17 protein-coding genes are annotated in these 16,366 nt (G+C 73.9%); 7 read left to right on the top strand and 10 right to left on the bottom strand.

Annotated features, from left to right (window positions below; translation table 11 throughout):
• The first annotated feature begins 131 nt into the window (after positions 1-131).
• Together ABKW28_RS10120 and ABKW28_RS10115 are read left to right on the top strand one after the other, a co-directional pair.
• A complete protein-coding gene (locus ABKW28_RS10120; RefSeq protein ID WP_348608952.1) occupies positions 132-1,406 on the top strand; it encodes a GNAT family N-acetyltransferase in 1,275 nt (424 codons plus the stop codon).
• Positions 1,407-1,443: 37 nt separating this feature from the next.
• On the top strand, positions 1,444-1,605 hold the full coding sequence (locus tag ABKW28_RS10115; RefSeq protein WP_348608949.1) for a hypothetical protein: 162 nt from the start codon (positions 1,444-1,446) through the stop codon (positions 1,603-1,605).
• A gap of 19 nt (positions 1,606-1,624) precedes the next feature.
• Here the strand turns inward: ABKW28_RS10115 and ABKW28_RS10110 are convergent, their stop codons facing one another.
• Positions 1,625-2,110, bottom strand: a complete 486-nt coding sequence (locus ABKW28_RS10110) for an Lrp/AsnC family transcriptional regulator (protein WP_193666944.1) — start codon at positions 2,108-2,110, stop codon at positions 1,625-1,627.
• Between the two features lie 114 nt (positions 2,111-2,224).
• Between ABKW28_RS10110 and ABKW28_RS10105 the strand changes: the two genes are divergently transcribed.
• Genes ABKW28_RS10105 through ABKW28_RS10095 form a run of 3 tightly spaced genes read left to right on the top strand, consistent with a single transcriptional unit; the run spans position 2,225 to position 6,272 of the window.
• The gene (locus ABKW28_RS10105; protein ID WP_348608947.1) at positions 2,225-3,454 is read left to right on the top strand and encodes a PLP-dependent transferase; all 1,230 of its coding nucleotides are present in this window, start codon (positions 2,225-2,227) and stop codon (positions 3,452-3,454) included.
• Between the two features lie 23 nt (positions 3,455-3,477).
• On the top strand, positions 3,478-5,799 hold the full coding sequence (locus ABKW28_RS10100; protein ID WP_348608944.1) for a pyruvate dehydrogenase: 2,322 nt from the start codon (positions 3,478-3,480) through the stop codon (positions 5,797-5,799).
• Complete coding sequence (locus tag ABKW28_RS10095; RefSeq protein ID WP_193666942.1) at positions 5,796-6,272, top strand: GNAT family protein; 477 nt, start codon at positions 5,796-5,798, stop codon at positions 6,270-6,272. Before ABKW28_RS10100 ends, ABKW28_RS10095 begins: the two co-directional genes overlap by 4 nt.
• Before the next feature lie 217 nt (positions 6,273-6,489).
• On the opposite strand, the gene ABKW28_RS10090 is transcribed toward ABKW28_RS10095, so the two are convergent.
• The 5 genes from ABKW28_RS10090 to ABKW28_RS10070 all read right to left on the bottom strand — a co-directional run bounded on the left by ABKW28_RS10090 (position 6,490) and on the right by ABKW28_RS10070 (position 10,729).
• Positions 6,490-7,056, bottom strand: coding sequence for an AAA family ATPase (locus tag ABKW28_RS10090; RefSeq protein ID WP_193666941.1), 567 nt, complete (start codon positions 7,054-7,056; stop codon positions 6,490-6,492).
• A gap of 122 nt (positions 7,057-7,178) precedes the next feature.
• Complete coding sequence (locus ABKW28_RS10085) at positions 7,179-7,754, bottom strand: hypothetical protein (RefSeq protein WP_348608942.1); 576 nt, start codon at positions 7,752-7,754, stop codon at positions 7,179-7,181.
• A 205-nt stretch (positions 7,755-7,959) separates the two neighbouring features.
• Entirely contained in the window at positions 7,960-8,313 is a 354-nt protein-coding gene (locus ABKW28_RS10080) for a hypothetical protein (RefSeq protein WP_348608939.1), read from the bottom strand.
• On the bottom strand, positions 8,310-9,551 hold the full coding sequence (locus tag ABKW28_RS10075; RefSeq protein ID WP_348608937.1) for an acyl-CoA desaturase: 1,242 nt from the start codon (positions 9,549-9,551) through the stop codon (positions 8,310-8,312). Before ABKW28_RS10075 ends, ABKW28_RS10080 begins: the two co-directional genes overlap by 4 nt.
• Positions 9,552-9,643: 92 nt before the next feature.
• Positions 9,644-10,729, bottom strand: a complete 1,086-nt coding sequence (locus ABKW28_RS10070) for a ferredoxin reductase (protein ID WP_193666937.1) — start codon at positions 10,727-10,729, stop codon at positions 9,644-9,646.
• A 105-nt stretch (positions 10,730-10,834) separates the two neighbouring features.
• Here ABKW28_RS10070 and msrB point away from each other — a divergent pair, with 105 nt between their 5' ends.
• Complete coding sequence (msrB, locus tag ABKW28_RS10065) at positions 10,835-11,254, top strand: peptide-methionine (R)-S-oxide reductase MsrB (protein WP_193666936.1); 420 nt, start codon at positions 10,835-10,837, stop codon at positions 11,252-11,254.
• 30 nt (positions 11,255-11,284) lie between these two features.
• On the opposite strand, the gene ABKW28_RS10060 is transcribed toward msrB, so the two are convergent.
• The 3 genes from ABKW28_RS10060 to hemG form a co-directional block, all read right to left on the bottom strand.
• Positions 11,285-11,923, bottom strand: a complete 639-nt coding sequence (locus tag ABKW28_RS10060; RefSeq protein WP_348608935.1) for a hypothetical protein — start codon at positions 11,921-11,923, stop codon at positions 11,285-11,287.
• A gap of 224 nt (positions 11,924-12,147) precedes the next feature.
• Complete coding sequence (gene hemQ, locus ABKW28_RS10055; RefSeq protein ID WP_193666934.1) at positions 12,148-12,858, bottom strand: hydrogen peroxide-dependent heme synthase; 711 nt, start codon at positions 12,856-12,858, stop codon at positions 12,148-12,150.
• Positions 12,859-12,891: 33 nt separating this feature from the next.
• Positions 12,892-14,274: a protoporphyrinogen oxidase gene (gene hemG / locus ABKW28_RS10050; protein ID WP_348608932.1), complete on the bottom strand. Its 1,383-nt coding sequence runs from the start codon at positions 14,272-14,274 to the stop codon at positions 12,892-12,894.
• A 65-nt stretch (positions 14,275-14,339) separates the two neighbouring features.
• On the opposite strand from hemG, the gene ABKW28_RS10045 reads away from it, so the two are divergent.
• Positions 14,340-15,278, top strand: a complete 939-nt coding sequence (locus tag ABKW28_RS10045; protein WP_348608929.1) for a DUF4349 domain-containing protein — start codon at positions 14,340-14,342, stop codon at positions 15,276-15,278.
• Between the two features lie 18 nt (positions 15,279-15,296).
• On the opposite strand, the gene hemE is transcribed toward ABKW28_RS10045, so the two are convergent.
• Positions 15,297-16,364: a uroporphyrinogen decarboxylase gene (gene hemE, locus ABKW28_RS10040; RefSeq protein ID WP_348608927.1), complete on the bottom strand. Its 1,068-nt coding sequence runs from the start codon at positions 16,362-16,364 to the stop codon at positions 15,297-15,299.
• Positions 16,365-16,366 lie beyond the last annotated feature (2 nt).

The raw sequence follows: 16,366 nt of genomic DNA, 5'->3' as shown, positions 1-16,366 counted from the left end.
ACGCTCCTCGCTGGCGCTCGTCACTGCTCGACCAACGGAGGCGACGCTCCTCGCTGGCGCTCGTCACTGCTCGACCAGCGGAGGCGGATATCGCGTGGAGGGGTGGGTGGGGGTGCTCCTAGGGTGTCGGGGTGAGTGAGCCGCACGCCGACCTGACCTTCCGCACCCTCGAGCCCGGTGACGAGGGTGCCGACGCGGCGCTGCTGCGGGGGTGGCTGGAGGGCCTGGCCCGCGGCTTCCACGACGGCCGCAACGACCAGGCCGAGTTCGACCGCTGGCGCAGGTACGCCGGGCGGGACGGGGCGGTGGTCCGCGGCGCCTGGCCCACCGCCCGGGTCGCCGACGGCACGCTGCCGGTCGGCACCTTCGCGAGCTGGGCCGGCGAGCTCAACGTCGGCGGCGGCCGCACGCTCGGGCTGCACATGATCAGCGACGTCACCGTCGCACCCACCCACCGTCGCCAGGGCCTGCTGCGCCGGCTGATGACCGAGGACCTCGACCACGCGCTCGCGCAGGGCCGGCCGTTGGCGGCGCTGACCGCGACCGAGGGCTCCATCTACGGCCGCTTCGGCTTCGGCCCGGCCGTGCGCGGGCGACGCGTCGAGATCGACACGGGCTCCCGCTTCGGGCTGCGCGACCTCGACGACCCGGGCAGCCTCGAGCTGGTGGAGCCGGCCGAGGCGTGGCCGCACGTGCGCGAGGTCTTCGACCGCCACCTGCAGCGCACCCGCGGCGCGGTCAGCAGGCCCGCGTTCTACGAGATGTTCCTGACCGGCGAGTACGACTGGGACAAGGGCGCCCCCGACAAGATGCTGCGTGCGGTGCTGCACCTCGACCCCGCCGGCGTCGTCGACGGCTACGCCCTCTTCAAGCACAACGGCGACCACCGCAAGGACGCGGCGGTCGAGCTGGTCGACCTCGCCGCCGACACACCGACCGCCTACCTGCGGCTGTGGCGCTTCATCGCCGACATCGACCTCGTCGAGAAGGTCCGCTGGGGCCGCAGCCCGCTGCTCGGCACGCTCGACCTCGCGCTGGTCGACCCGCGGGTCGTGACCACCACCGCCCTGCACGACACGCTGTGGGTGCGGGTGCTCGACCTGCCGGTCGCGCTCGAGGCCCGTCCGTGGCAGGCCGACGGCGACGTGGTGCTCGACGTCGACGACGCCCTGGGCCACACCTCCGGGCGCTGGCGGGTCACGACCCGCGGCGGCGCCGCGACGGTGCGGCGTACCGACGACGAGGCGGGCGTGCGGCTCTCGGCCGAGACGCTGGGCCAGCTCTACCTCGGCGACGTGGACGCCGCCGATCTGGCGGCCGCCGGGCGGGTCAGCGGCCCCGACGCCGACGCCTTCGCCGCGATGGCCGACGGCGGTCCGACACCCTGGTGCACCACGGGGTTCTGATGCTCCCCGTCCCGCGGCCCGCCCGCACCCTCGAGGAGTGGGCGCTGCGCGGCGGGCCTGGCAGGTCGTCGCCTCCTCCCCCGCCCACACCACGGTCGCGCTGCTGACCTGCGACGGCGGCGAGGAGATGGACCGGGTCGAGGCCGACGGCCCCGAGCTGCACGCCTGGCTCGCCGGGCGTACGTCGTCGGCCGGCTGAGCGGCGCCCGGGCCCGGCCTCACAGCACCCCGTGGCCCTTGCGGCGCTCGAAGACCAGCTGGGTCTCGGTCGAGCGCACCACGGGGTGCACCGTGACGTGCTCGAGCACCAGGTCGCGCAGCGCCTCGGGGTCGGCGACGGCCACCAGCAGGTGGAAGTCGTCCTCGCCGGCGACGTGCAGCGCCTGCAGCACGCCCGGGGCCTCGACCAGGGCGTCGTACAGGCGGGTCACGTGCTGCTGGTCGTGGCTGCCCAGGCGCACCTTGATGACCGCCTGCAGCGGGAAGCCCAGCGTGGCGACGTCGACCTGCACGCTGGTGCCGACGATGACGCCGCGGTCGCGCAGCGAGCGCACCCGGTAGGCGCAGGTCGACTCGGCAACCCCCAGCCGCGAGGCGAGCGCCTTGTTGGTCAGGCGGCCGTCGGCGCCCAGGGCGCGCAGGATGTCGAGGTCGAGGGAGTCCAGGCCGGCGGCGGCCCGGTCGACGGGTTGTGATCCAGGCAACGCGGAGTCCTCATCTGGGCGGTGATCCTGCTGCTTCTGCAAGAGATCATCACCCAGGCTACGTCTTCGACAACGGCGCATGGATCAAGGTGACTTCTCAGCGAGGATCACGGCATGCGCCTCGACTCCCTCGCCGTGCACAGCGGCCGTGACGACCTGACCGCCCTGGGCGTGCACGCCCTGCCGCTCGACCTCTCCTCGACGAACCCGCTGCCCGACCTCGACACCGGCGGCGAGTCCTACGAGTCGATGGCCACCGGCGGTCACCCCACCGAGGGCGGCCACGTCTACCAGCGGCTGTGGAACCCGACCGTGGCCCGCTTCGAGACCGCGCTCGCCACGCTGGAGCACGCCGAGTCGGCGGTGGCCTTCGCCTCCGGCATGGCCGCGATGTCGGCCGCGGTGCTCTCGCGCACGATGCTGACCGGCAAGCGCCACGTCGTCGCGGTCCGCCCGATGTACGGCGGCTCCGACCACCTGCTCTCGACCGGGCTGCTCGGCACCGAGGTCACCTGGTGCACCGAGGCCGAGATCGCCGCCTCCGTGCGCCCCGACACCGCGCTGGTGGTCGTGGAGACCCCGGCCAACCCGACGCTGGAGCTGCTCGACATCCGCGCCGCGGTGGCCGCCGCCGGCGACGTGCCGGTGCTGGTCGACAACACCTTCGCCACCCCGGTGCTCCAGAACCCGCTCGACCACGGCGCCGCGATGGCGCTGCACAGCGCCACCAAGTACCTCGGCGGGCACGGCGACGTCGTGGGCGGCGTCATCGCCTGCGACGAGGAGACCGCCAACGGGCTGCGCCAGGTGCGCGCGGTGACCGGCGGCATCCTGCACCCGCTGGGCGCCTACCTCCTGCACCGCGGCCTGGCCACCCTGCCGCTGCGGGTGCGCGCCCAGCAGGACGGCGCGCACCGCCTGGTCGAGTTCCTCCAGGGCCGCGACGAGGTCGCCACCGTGCACCACCCCGGCCTCGACGACCCCCGCGGGCTGGTCGGCACCCAGATGCGTGGCTCGGGCGCGATGGTCGCCATCACCCTGCACGACGGGTACGACGCCGCCGCGCGGCTGACCTCGGCGGTGCGGCTGTTCACCCACGCGGTCTCGCTGGGCGGGGTCGACTCGCTGGTCCAGCACCCCGCCGCGCTGACCCACCGCCCGGTCGCGCCCCACGCGCGGCCCGGCGCGGGCGTCGTACGGTTCTCGGTCGGGCTGGAGGACCCGCTCGACCTGCTCGACGACCTCGCCGCGGCGCTGGACGCCAGCCGGGTGGCCCCCTCGGGCAGCCCCTCGGTGGCACAGTGGCGCCCCAGCACCCAGGCGCCCCAGCCCGCCGGCGTCTGACCGACCCCCTCCGGAGGAGAACCGTGACCACGCCCGACCCCGCCCTGCTCCGCGAGGTCTCGCGCCGCGTGCTGTGGCTGGCGACCTCCATCGTCGACGCCGCCAACGCCGGACGCCCCAACGACAGCGGGGTCAAGGTCGGCGGCCACCAGGCCTCCTCGGCCTCGATGGTCGACATCATGGTGGCGCTGTGGTTCGCCGAGCTCGAGCGCGACGACCGGGTCTCGGTCAAGCCGCACGCCTCGCCGGTGCTGCACGCACTCAACTACCTGCTCGGCGACCTCGACGAGGCCTACCTGGCGACGCTGCGGGCCAAGGGCGGGCTGCAGTCCTACCCCTCGCGGCTCAAGGACCCCGACACCGTCGACTTCTCCACCGGATCGGTCGGCATCGGCGCGACCGCGGCGCTGTGGGCGGCGATGTCGCACCGCTACGTCACCTCCCGCTTCGCCGACGCTCCCCCGGCCGGCCGCTTCGTCAGCCTGCTCGGCGACGCCGAGCTCGACGAGGGCGCGATCTGGGAGGCCGTGGCCGACCCCGCGGTGGCCCGGCTCGGCGAGGTGCTGTGGGTGGTCGACGTCAACCGGCAGTCGCTCGACCGGGTCGTGCCCGAGCTGCAGATCGCCCGGCTGGCCGGCATGTTCGAGGCGGCCGGCTGGCAGGTCGTGACGATCAAGTGGGGTCGTCGCATCAGCGAGCTCTTCGAGCGCCCGGGCGGTGCCGAGCTGCGCGCCCGCCTGGAGCAGATGCCCAACGAGGAGTACCAGCGGATGCTGCGCGCCGGCAGCGACGAGCTCGCGACCCGGCTGCTCGCCGAGTCGGAGGCGTGGTCGCCCTCGACCGAGCTGCGCGGCCTCGTGGACTCCCTCGACGCCGACGACCTGGCCGGCCTGGTGCGCGACCTCGGCGGCCACGACCTCGGGCTGCTCGTCGACACCTTCGCCGACGTCGCCGACGACCGGCCCACCGTCGTGTTCGCCTACACGATCAAGGGCCGCGGGCTGCCCACCGAGGGCCACCCCAACAACCACTCCGCACTCCTGACCGGTGAGCAGATGGACGCCCTGGCCGAGCGGACCGGCGGCGACCGCTCCGCGCCGTGGTCACGCTTCCCCGCGGGCAGCGTCGCCGCCGAGCTGTGCGAGCAGCGCGCCGCGACCCTGCGTCGTACGCCGCAGCCGCCGACGACCCCGCTCCCGGTGCCCGTCGCGCTGGGCCACGCCCACAAGCGCCCGGTCTCGACCCAGGCGGCCCTGGGCCGGCTGCTGGCCGACCTGCACCGCGACGCGCCGGCGGTGGCCGCGCGGTTGGTCACCTGCAGCCCCGACGTGGCCTCCTCGACCAACCTCGGCGGGTGGATCAACAAGGCCGGGGTGTGGTCGGTGGAGGACCGGCGCGACTGGTTCGCCGACGACACCGAGCGGCTGCTGCGCTGGTCGGAGCGACAGAACGGCCAGCACATCGAGCTCGGCATCGCCGAGGTCAACCTGGTCTCGCTGCTCGGCGAGCTGGGCGCGACCTGGTCGCGGTGGGGAGAGCGGCTGATCCCGATCGCGACCATCTACGACCCGTTCGTCTCGCGTGCGCTGGAGCCGTGGTCCTACGGCATCTACTCCGGCGGCCAGTCGATCCTGGTCGGCACCCCGTCGGGCGTCACGCTGGCGCCCGAGGGCGGGGCGCACCAGTCGATCACCACGCCGTCGATCGGCCTCGAGCAGCCGGGCTGCACCGCCTGGGAGCCGGCGTTCGCGCAGGACCTGGAGTGGTGCTTCCTGGCCGCGATGGAGTCGGTCGGCGTGCCGGGCGGCACGTCGTCGTACTTCCGGCTCTCCACGCGACCGCTCGACCCCACTCTCGCCGAGCTGCCCGACGACCCGGCGCTCGTCGAGCGGCGCCGCCGACAGGCGGTGGCCGGCGGCTACCGGCTGCCCGCCGAGCACGCGCTCGACCAGGAGCAGGTGACGCTGGTCGGCGTCGGCGCGCTCATGCCCGAGGTGCTCGCGGCGGCCGAGAGCCTGCGCGGGCAGGGCGTGCGGGCCGGGGTGGTCTGCCTGACCAGCCCCGACCTGGTCTTCCGCTCGTTCCAGCAGCGCGGCCGCCGCGGCGGCGGCACCGGCGGCGACGTCCTCGCCGAGCTGCTCCCCGCCTCGGCACCGGCGCCCCTGGTGACCGTGCTCGACGGCCACCCGCACACGCTGTCGTTCCTCGCCGGCGCCCGCGGCGACCGCATCCGCTGCCTGGGCGTCGAGGAGTTCGGGCAGTCCTCCGGGCTCGCCGACGCCTACCGCCTGCACGGGCTCGACGTCGCCGCGATCGTCGACGCGGCGCTGGGCCTGGTGGAGTGACGACCCTCGGCCCGCTGGCGCTGGCTCCGCTCACCCGGGACCAGGCGGCCGACGTCCGCACCTGGCGCTACCCGGCGCCGTACGACGTCTACGACATGACCGACGCCGACCCCGGTGCCCTGGCCGACCCCGCGTCGGGCTTCCACGCGCTCACGGCGGGCGGGCGCCTGGTCGGCTTCCGCTCGTTCGGCCCTGACGGGCAGGTGCCGGGCTGGGCGTACGACGACGCCGCCCTCGACACCGGCGGCGGACTGCACCCCGAGCTGGTCGGCCAGGGCCTCGGCCGCGAGGCCGTCCGGGCCGGGCTGGCGCACGGCCGCGCGCGCTTCGCCCCGGCGGCGTACCGGATGACGGTCGCGAGCTTCAACACGCGCGCGCTGCGGGTGGTGGAGTCGCTCGGCTTCGAGCGGGTCGGGCACTTCCGGGCGCCGACCGGGGTGGACTACGAGGTCCTGGTGCGCCCCGAGCGCTGAGTCAGGTCGTGGTCCGGATCGTGGCTCGGGTCGTGGCTCGGGTCGTGGCTCGGGTCGTGGCTCGGGTCGTGGCTCGGGTCGTGTGCCTCAGGACGCGCCATGGAGCGTCCAGGGACCACGACCCGGACCACGACCCGGCGTGCGGCTGCGGGGCCGACGTGGCGACCACACGGACCTGCCCAGGAGACCCGGCTGCCCCTGGGGCGGAGAGGAGGCCTCAGCGGCGAGTGCCACGGGACAGCGACTCCACCAGGAGCCGGTAGGTGTCCTCCGGTGCCCCCTCGATGCTCGGGACGACCTGTGCCGACGGGCGTCGCGCCTGCAGCTCCTCGAGCGCCACCCAGCAACGCACCAAGGCGGTCTCACCACCCTGGCGCTCGACGATCACGCGCACCTGGTCGTGCCAGGGGTCCTCTGGACGAGAGGCGCCGCGCCGACCGAATCGCTGCACGCTGGCTTCCTGCTCGTCCATCAGGAACCGCTCGACGTACGTCGCCCCGGCCGCGACAGCGCGGCTCTCGAAGAGCTCCACCTGCGCAGGGTCGATCAGCATCTGGGGCAGGACCACGTCGTGACCGTGCCCCAGGTAGGCCTCGATCATCGCCAGGGCTGCGGGGCGGATCAGGGCACCAGCCCCGGCGAAGTCCTCTGACCACCCCCCGATGAGAGTGCGGAGCAGGTCGATGTCGCAGTTCAGCACTCCCGGGTGCTCAGCGACGTAGCGCCGGGCGATCGTCGACTTGCCGATGCCCGGCGGGCCGTTGAGGTGGATGAGGCGCGCCACGCGAGCACGGTAGCGCCACGGCGCCGACCACCCCGGGACCACGACCCGGGACCCCGCCTGGGGACGACCGACCAGGCACCCACGTCTGGGGAAGCCCCGTCCCAGGTCGCGGTCCGGGGTGTCTAGCTGCTCGGAGTCGCGCGCAGGTCGGTCTCGACCAGGATGTCACCGTGGCCGCGTCGCCAGCCGACGTCGTACGCCGCGCGATGACCACTGATGATGGTCCGACCCGGCCGCGTGGCCGTGATGCCGACCAGCAGCTCCCGGCGGACACCCGGCTCGGCGACCAGGCGCGCGCCCAGGGCCGGCGAGGTGGTGGCGCAGGAACGGCGTACGGCCATGTCCCGGAGCCCGTAGCCGAAGCTGCCGACCCCGTCCTCGGCCAGTGCTTCTTCGTCGAGGGCGCAGACCAGGTACTCCACGTCCACCGCAGCCCCGTCGCGCTCGATGACGGGCTCGAGCTCGGTGAAGGTGATCGCGGACGAGCCGATGCTCTGGGAGTCGGCCAACGTCGTCCACACCGTCTCGCCGACGGCCCGCTTCGACCCGATGCCGTAGCCGTAGTCGAAGGCGACGTCGGGGTGGCTCCGCTCCCACGCCAGCACGCCGGCCCCGACGACCAGGGCGAGCACCGCGGCGAGCAGTCCCCACCGCCGCCACCGCTGGGCGGGAGTCGCCGGGACCTCGTCGCTCTTCATGACGGCAAGCTATACCGACGCCAGGGCACTCGCGCCGCGAGCTCCACCACGCCGGGCTGGCTCAGGTCGTGGTTCCGGTCGTGGTTCGAGTCGTGGTCCGGGTCGTGTGCCCCTGGACGCGCCATGGCGCGTCCAGGAACCACGACCCAAGCCACGACCCAGACCACGACCCAGGCCACGACCCAGGCCACGACCCGGACGAACCTCAGAGCAGCGAGTTCGGCTCGAACGTCGGCCGCCGGTCGGCCGCACCAGCGACCGGCCGCACGAACTCGAACCCCGCGGTCAGCACCACCCGCCAGTCCGGCGAGCCGGCAGCCAGACCCCGAGCGCACTCCTCGTGCAGCGGCGGGGCGTGGAAGGCGTTGCGCGCGACCTCGTCGGCGTCGCCCACGAACGCGATCGGGCGACCCAGCGACTCGGCGCACGCCCCGCAGATCCGGCTCAGCGCGCACTGGGTGACCCGCGCCCCCATGAGCGCGGGTCGACCCTGCTCGTCGGGCTCCCACGCGAAGGGCGCCGTACGCGCGTCGACGTCGCGGCCCAGGCCGCGGATCACGAGGCCCGCCCGATGCCGGAGCGCGACCACCCGCCGAGCTCGGAGCGGCGCGGGGGCAGCTCGGCGTCGGACTTGCGGCCCTTGTCGACCGGCGGCGCCTCGACGGCGTCGGGGCGGTTCGGCGGCTCCGGCGGGGAGTCGGAGGAGGTGAAGCGGTTGGGCAGCGAGAGCTTCATGATCGTGCGCAGCGTCTGCCCGTACTGCCGGTGCAGCGGGCCGGTGGTGTACGGCAGGTCGTACTTGTCGCAGAGCGCGCGCACCCGCTCCGAGATCTCGGCGTAGCGGTTGCTGGGCAGGTCGGGGAAGAGGTGGTGCTCGATCTGGAAGCCGAGGTTGCCCGAGAGGACGTGCAGCAGCGGGCCGCCCTCGAAGTTGGCCGCACCCAGGATCTGGCGCAGGTACCACTCCGAGCGGGTCTCGTCCTCGAGCTCCTCCTCGGTGAAGTGCATCGCCCCGTCGGGGAAGTGCCCGCAGAAGATGATCATGTAGGACCACAGGTTGCGCGCCAGGTTGGCCGTGGCGTTGGCCTTGATGGTCGTGCGCCAGTGCGGCCCCGACAACGCCGGGTAGACGACGTAGTCCTTGAGCGCCTGGTTGCGGCCCTTGCGCCAGATCTGCTTGAGCTGGCGCTTCATCTCCTTCGGGTCCTTCTCGCCCTTGCGGATCTTCTCGAGGTCGAGGTCGTGCAGCGCCACGCCCCACTGGAACAGCGAGGCCAGCAGCGCGTTGTAGACCGGCTGGCCGAGGTTGGCGGGGTTCCAGCGCTGTTCGCGGGCCATCCGCAGGACGCCGTAGCCGATGTCGTTGTCGTAGCCGAGCACGTTGGTGAACTGGTGGTGGATGTAGTTGTGCGAGTGCTTCCACTGCTCGGCGGGCTGGGCGGTGTCCCACTCCCAGTTGGAGGAGTGGATCTCGGGGTCGTTCATCCAGTCCCACTGCCCGTGCATGACGTTGTGGCCGATCTCCATGTTCTCGAGGATCTTGGCCAGGCCGAGCATGGTCGCGCCGGCGACCGCGCCCGGCACCCGCGCCTTCCTCGAGTGGCAGGTCGTCATCAGGGTGACCCGGCCCGCCGCCGCGAGACCGCGCTGCACCTTGATCATCCGGTTGATGTACGCCGCGTCCGCGGCGCCGCGCGACTCCTCGACGTCGGCGCGGATGCGGTCGAGCTCGCGGCCGATCTGCTCGACCTCGTCGTCGGTGAGGTGGGTGTACTCCTGGACGTCGGCGATCGCCATGTCGTCTCCTCGGTGCTCGTGGATCGGTGCTCGTGGATCGTGCTCGTGGATCGGTGCTCGTGGGTCGTGCTCGTGGGTCGGTGCTGGGTGGTTCAGATGTCGATGACGCAGTCGCCGACGGCGGCGGTGACGCAGGTCTGCACCTGCTCGTTGGGCTGGGCGAACTCCTCGCCGTTGCGCAGGTCGCGCACGGTGCCCGAGACCAGCGTCAGCGTGCAGGTGTGGCAGATGCCCATCCGGCAGCCGTAGGGCATCCCGACGCCGGCCTGCTCGCCGGCCTCCAGGACGGTCGTGGCGCCGTCGACCTCGACCTGCTTGCCGGAGTTGCGGAAGCTGATCGCCCCGCCCTCGCCGCCGTCGCCGCCCAGCTGCAGGGTGAAGCGTTCGAGGTGCAGCCGGTCGTCGACGCCCTGGGCCTCGAAGTGCTCGGCGACCGCGTCGAGCATCGGGCCCGGACCGCAGGCCCAGGTCTCGCGCTCGCGCCAGTCGGGGCACACCGCGTCGAGCCCGCGCTCGCGGTCACCGACCTCGAGGAGCCCGTCGGTGTCGGTGTGGAGCCGGTGCACGGTGAGGCCCTCGTGCGCCTCCTCGAGCCGCGCCAGCTCGTCGCGGAAGATCATCCGCTCGGGCGTCGGCGAGGAGTAGTGCAGGACGACGTCGGGCATGCTGGCGCGCCGGTCGAGGGTGCGCAGCATCGCCATCACGGGGGTGATGCCCGAGCCGCCGACCAGGAAGAGCATCCGCGGCGGCGGCGGGTCGGGCAGCACGAAGTCGCCCTCGGGCTTGGCCAGCCGCACGATCGTGCCCGGCGCGAGCCCCTTGACCAGGTGGCTGGACAGCAGTCCCTCGGGCATCGCCCGCACCGTGATCGCGATGTGGCGTCCCGAGCGCCGCGGGGGCGAGCTGACGGAGTAGGAGCGCCACTGGAAGCGGCCCTCGACCTGCACCCCGATGCCGACGTACTGGCCGGGGCGGTGGTCGAAGCGCCAGCCCCAGCCGGGCCGGATCACCAGGGTCGCGGCGTCCTCGGTCTCCTGCACGACCTTCTCGACCCGCCCGCGCAGCTCGCGCTGGCTCCACAGCGGGTTGATCAGGGAGAGGTAGTCGTCAGGGTGCAGCGGTGTCGTCAGCTTCGCGCCTGCGCGGCGCACGCGCTCCCACGGGATCGTCGCGCTCAACCGGTGCCTCCTCGGACGGGGATCTTTACCGAGCACAGTGAACAGCCGTGCACCGACGCTCGTCAACGCCCTGGAGGGATGAGGTGGCCCACGTAGGCTGGAGGCATGGGCTACGACGTGGAGAAGACCGACGCCGAGTGGCGCGAGCAGCTCTCACCCGAGGAGTACGCCGTGCTGCGCCAGGCGGGCACCGAGCGCGCCGGCGTGGGGCGGCTGACCGACACCGAGACGACCGGCGTCTACCGCTGCAAGGCGTGCCAGGCCAAGCTGTTCGAGTCCGACACCAAGTTCCACTCGGGCTGCGGCTGGCCGTCGTTCTACCAGCCGATCAGCGAGACGATCGAGTACATCGAGGACACCTCGCACGGCATGAAGCGGGTCGAGGTCCGCTGCGCCGGGTGCGGCTCGCACCTGGGCCACGTCTTCCCCGACGGCTACGGCACCCCGACCGGTGACCGCTACTGCATCAACTCGGTCAGCATGACCCTCGAGCCGGCCGACGGCTCCGGGCCCGTCGCGGGCTGAGCCCGCCAGGGCGGCCGGGCTCTGGGTCGCTCAGCCCGCGTCGACGAGCTGCGGGACGACCAGCACCGCGTTGGCGCCGTGCTGCTCGTCGAGGCGCTGCTGCAGCGCGCCGTCGTCGTAGGCCACCTCGGCGACGACCTGGTTGTCCTCGACGTAGGTGCCGACCACGCCCGGCAGCCCGCTCACCTCGCGGGCGATCTCGTTGATCGAGGCCTCGTCGCGCTGGCGCAGCGGCGGGGGCGGGTCCTGCTCGTCCTCGCGCACCGGGCTGTAGAGCGCCGCGGGGATCGCGTCGGAGACGGTGAAGGTGGTGCCGTCCCAGTCGCCGGTGAGCGCGAAGTAGCCCCAGCGCACGTCGCCGGCCTTGTCGAAGGCCTGCTGGTCGCGCCAGCGCCAGCCCTCGATGGCGGGGCCGCTGCACTGCGGCGGGTAGGACTCCGCCACCGGGCCCAGGCACATCTCGGGCCCCTCACCGGTGTCCATCACCATCACCAGGTCGCGGGTGCGCACCGAGCCGGGCGTCGGCTGCGGCTCCAGGGGCGCCGGCGAGCTCGCCGCGCCGTCGTCGACGGCCACCTCGTCCTCTCCCCCGCCGCACGCGGAGACCAGCAGCAGCGGGGCGACGAGCAGGGCGAGACCGGTCGTACGCCGGCGGGCTGGGGTGCGCATGGGGGTGGGACGGTTCCTCTCGGGCGGGGGTTCCATCATCGCCGACCCGGCCCAGATCTCCCGCTGACCCGGCCCAGACTTCGCGCCGAGCCGGCCCGTTCTTCGCATCGAGCCGGCCCGGACCTGCACCTCTCGCACGGGCGTAGGTCCAGGCCGGGTCGACGCGAGATATGGGCCGGGTCAGCGTGAGATTCAGGCCGGGTCAGCGCGCGATTCGGGCCGGGTCAGGGCAGACGGTGCAGGAGGTCGGGGACGGGAGTCAGGGCGCCGGTGTAGAACGGCACCTCCTCGCGCACGTGGCGGCGGGCGGTGGAGCCGCGCAGGTGCCGCATCAGGTCGACGATGCGGTAGAGCTCGTCGGCCTCGAAGGCCAGCATCCACTCGTAGTCGCCGAGGGCGAAGCTGGCCACGGTGTTGGCGCGCACGTCCTTGTAGTCGCGCGCCATCTTGCCGTGCTCGGCGAGCATCGCGCGGCGCTCGTCGTCCTCGAGCAGGTACCACTCGTAGGAGCGCACGAAGGGGTAGACGCAGATGTGCTGCTTGGGCTCCTCGTCGGCGAGGAAGGCCGGCACGTGGCTCTTGTTGAACTCGGCCGGGCGGTGCAGCGCCATCTGCGACCACACCGGCTCGAGCCGGGCGCCGAAGGCGGTGCGGCGGAAGCGGTGGTAGGCGTCCTGCAGCTGCACCGAGTCGACCGCGTGGGTCCAGACCATCACGTCGGCGTCGGCGCGCAGCCCGCTGACGTCGTAGACGCCGCGCACCACCACGTCGTCGCCCGCGAGCGCCTCGAGGAGCTCCTCGACCTCGGCCGCCTCGGCGGCACGGTCGGCGCCGTCGCCGAGCACGTCGCGCAGGCGGAAGACCGACCACATCGTGTAGCGGATCGAGTCGTTGATCTCCCGGACCCGGGAGGCGTTGCTCTGGGTGTCGCTCATGGGCTCATTGTGCCAACTGCCCCGAACGACCCGTCAGCCGCTCACCCGATCGACCGCCAGGCGCGCCGAGCCGATCACCGCCGGGATCCCCACGCCGTCGTACGCCGCCCCGCAGACGGCGAGCCCCGGCACCTCGCCCACCGCGGCGCGCACCCGCGCGACCAGCGCCAGGTGGCCCACGGCGTACTGCGGCAGCCCGCCGCCCCACCGCTGCACGTGGGTGTCGACGGGCCGGGCCCGCAGCCCCACAGCGGCGCTCAGGTCGGCCAGCGAGAGCTCGACGAGCCGCTCGTCGGGGGCCTGCAGGGCGGCCTCGTCGCCGTGCCGGCCGATCGAGGTGCGCAGGTGCACGACACCCTGGGCGGCGCCGGCCTCGCGCACCCACGCCCACTTCGTGCACGAGAAGGTCGAGGCCTTGATCGCGCGCCCCTCCACCGGCGGCACCAGGAACCCCGACGAGCCGCTGGTGACTAGGTCGGGCACGTCGTCGACCGCGAAGGCGAGCGTGACGACCCCGACCGAGGCGGCCTCGACGCCGGCCAGCGCCTCGGCCGCGACCGGGGCCACCTCGCCCAGCAGGCGCGCGGTCGCGGCGGCCGGGGTGGCCAGCACGACGGCGTCGGCGGTGATGGTCTCCGGCGCGGTCGTGGGCCCCACGGTCAGCCGGAAGCCGGCGCCGTCGCGGGCCAGCACCCGCACGGTCGCGCCGGTGCGCACCTCGCCGCCGGCCGCGCGCACCGCCTCGACCAGCACGCCGGGCAGCCGGCCCATGCCGCCGGCGATGCCCGCGAAGACCGGGGCGGCGTACGTCGCACCCGCGGGCGCCATCGCCGCGCCCTGCTCGACCAGCGAGCCGCGCTCGGCCATCGCCACCAGCTGGGGCACGGCCGCGCGCGCGGAGATCCGCCGGGCGCGACCGGCGTACACCCCGCCCAGCAGCGGCTCGACGAGCAGGTCGGTGACCGCGGGACCCAGCCGCGCGTCGACGAGGTCGCCGACGCTGAGGTCGTCGCCGACGTCGGTGGGCGGCAGCGACGGCTCGGCCCGCACCCGGGCCAGGGCCTCGTCGTCGAGGACGCCCGAGGCCTCGAGCTGGTCGAGGTCGAGCGGCACACCCATCAGCGAGCGCGGCAGCGGCCGCAGCGACCCCCCGGTCCAGATCCGGGACGACACCACGGCGGGGTGCTCGACCTCGAGACCGACCGCCCGGGCCAGGTCGACGCCCTCGGGGCGCCGGTTGAGCATCGCCTCGGCCCCCACGTCGACGCCCACGCCGGCCACCTCGCGGACCCGCAGCTTGCCGCCGGTCTCGGGCGAGCCCTCGAGCAGGAGCACGTCACGCCCGGCCAGGGCCAGCTGGTGGGCGGCCGCCAGCCCGGCGATCCCGCCCCCGACGACCACGACGTCCCTGCGCACGCCCCCCATGCTGGCACGCCCACCCGCCCCGGGAACCGGGCGGTCACGGGCGGCGTCCCACCCCCATGGACGCCACCTCGCCCCGGCTGCTGCTCGCCGGCACCTGCCTCGCCCTGCTCACCACGCTGAGCGCCTGCTCGGGCTCCGGCGGCGGGTCCGACTCCTCCTCCGGCGAGGCGGCGCCGATGTCGGGCGCCGACTCCGCGGTCGAGGACCGCGCCGGGCGCAACGCCTTCTCCTCGGCGGGCGGCTCGACCGACGAGTCCGTCGCCGAGGCGGGGGGCGCCGAGGCGGGGGCCGTCGACGCGGTGGAGGCCCAGCAGCCGGCGCTCATCTCCACCGGCACCGTCTCGCTGCGCAGCGACGACGTCGCCGACACCCGCTTCGACGTGCAGAAGGTCGCCGACCGCTACCGCGGGCAGGTCACCGACAGCGAGACCCGCACCGACCAGGAGGGCGAGGTGCGCGACGCGCGGCTGGTGCTGCGGGTGCCCAGCGCGGAGTTCACCGAGGCGATGGACGAGCTCGAGAAGGTCGCCGACCTCGATGCCTCCACCTCGACCAGCGAGGACGTCACCACCCAGGTCGTCGACACCCGGGTGCGCATCCGGGTGCAGCGCGCGAGCATCGCCCGCATCGAGGAGCTGCTGCAGCGCGCCGGCTCGATCCGCGACGTGGTCGCCGTCGAGCAGCAGCTGACCCAGCGCCAGGAGCGGCTCAACTCGCTGCTGCGCCAGCAGGCCTACCTGGCCGACCAGACGTCGATGTCGACGATCACCGTGCACGTCGAGCCCGCCGACGCCGCGCGCACCGAGCCCGAGCCCGTCGAGGCCGGCTTCCTCTCCGGCCTGCGGGCCGGCTGGGACGGCCTGACCACGGTGCTGCTGGGCCTGGCCACCGTCACCGGGGCGGTGCTGCCCTTCGTGGCGCTGGGGCTGCTGCTCGGGGCGCCGGCCTGGCTGCTGCTGCGTCCGGTCGTACGCCGCCGCCGTGCGGCCGCCTGAGCTGCGGGCCCAGCGGGGTCAGCGCTGCTCGAGCGGGTAGCCCTGCACGAACTCGGTCAGGCGCGCCAGCTGGTCGGGGTCGGTGGCGGGGATGACGCCGTGGCCGAGGTTGAAGATGTGCCCGCGGGCGGCGCGGCCGGCCTCGATGACCTGGGCGGCCCGGGCGGTCATCACGTCGGTGGGGGCGAAGACCAGGGTCGGGTCGAGGTTGCCCTGCACCGCCCGGTCGCCGACCAGCGGGATCGCGCGCTCGAGCGGGGTGCGCCAGTCGACGCCGACGACGTCGGCGCCGGCCTCGCCCATCAGGTCGAGCAGGTTGGCGGTGCCGACCCCGAAGTGGATGCGGGGCACGCCCAGGGCGCCCGCGCGCTCGAGCACCGCGGTGGAGTGCGGCGCGACGTGCTCGGCGTAGTCGGCGGGGGTCAGCGCCCCGGCCCAGGAGTCGAAGAGCTGCACGGCCGAGGCGCCGGCCGCGACCTGCACCTCCAGGTAGGAGGCCGCCATCCCGGCTATCTTGCGCATCAGCGCGTCCCACACCTCGGGGGCACCGAACATCATCGCCTTGGTCTTGGCGTGCTCCTTCGAGGGCCCGCCCTCGACGAGGTAGGAGGCGACGGTGAAGGGGGCGCCGGCGAAGCCGATCAGGGGGGTCGAGCCCAGCTCGCCGACCAGCCCGCGCACGGCCTCGGTGATGAACCCGACGTGCTCGGGGGTCAGGTCGGGGATCCGCTCGACGTCGGCCAGGGTGCGCACCGGCTCGGCGACCACGGGCCCGACACCGGGCACGATGTCGAGGTCGACGCCGACCGCCTTGAGCGGCAGCACGATGTCGGAGAAGAAGATGGCGGCGTCGACGCCGTAGCGGCGCACCGGCTGCATCGTGATCTCCACGACCAGCTCGGGGTCCATGCAGGCGTCGAGCATCGCGACGCCCTCGCGCACGCGCAGGTACTCGGGCAGCGAGCGCCCGGCCTGGCGCATGAACCACACCGGCGTGTGCGGCACGTCCTGCCCCCGGGCGGCACGCAGGAACGCGCTGTCGTGGGCGGGGCTGGTCTGACCGGACGGGTCGGCGGCAGTGCTCACAG

The organism is Nocardioides sp. 31GB23 (assembly GCF_040012395.1).
In the GTDB taxonomy this organism is placed as follows: Bacteria; Actinomycetota; Actinomycetes; order Propionibacteriales; family Nocardioidaceae; genus Nocardioides; species Nocardioides salarius.
Note: the sequence above shows the minus strand (reverse complement) of the source record. Positions and strands in the feature narration are given on the sequence as shown.

Bases quoted from the DNA above. Each gene is read 5' to 3' on its own strand.
- ABKW28_RS10075 (WP_348608937.1), bottom strand. From the start codon at position 9,551: ATGGCGATCGCCGACGTCCAGGAGTACACCCACCTCACCGACGACGAG.
- hemQ (WP_193666934.1), bottom strand. From the start codon at position 12,858: ATGAGCGACACCCAGAGCAACGCCTCCCGGGTCCGGGAGATCAACGAC.
- ABKW28_RS10085 (WP_348608942.1), bottom strand. From the start codon at position 7,754: ATGAAGAGCGACGAGGTCCCGGCGACTCCCGCCCAGCGGTGGCGGCGG.
- ABKW28_RS10060 (WP_348608935.1), bottom strand. From the start codon at position 11,923: ATGCGCACCCCAGCCCGCCGGCGTACGACCGGTCTCGCCCTGCTCGTC.
- msrB (WP_193666936.1), top strand. From the start codon at position 10,835: ATGGGCTACGACGTGGAGAAGACCGACGCCGAGTGGCGCGAGCAGCTC.
- ABKW28_RS10105 (WP_348608947.1), top strand. From the start codon at position 2,225: ATGCGCCTCGACTCCCTCGCCGTGCACAGCGGCCGTGACGACCTGACC.
- ABKW28_RS10045 (WP_348608929.1), top strand. From the start codon at position 14,340: ATGGACGCCACCTCGCCCCGGCTGCTGCTCGCCGGCACCTGCCTCGCC.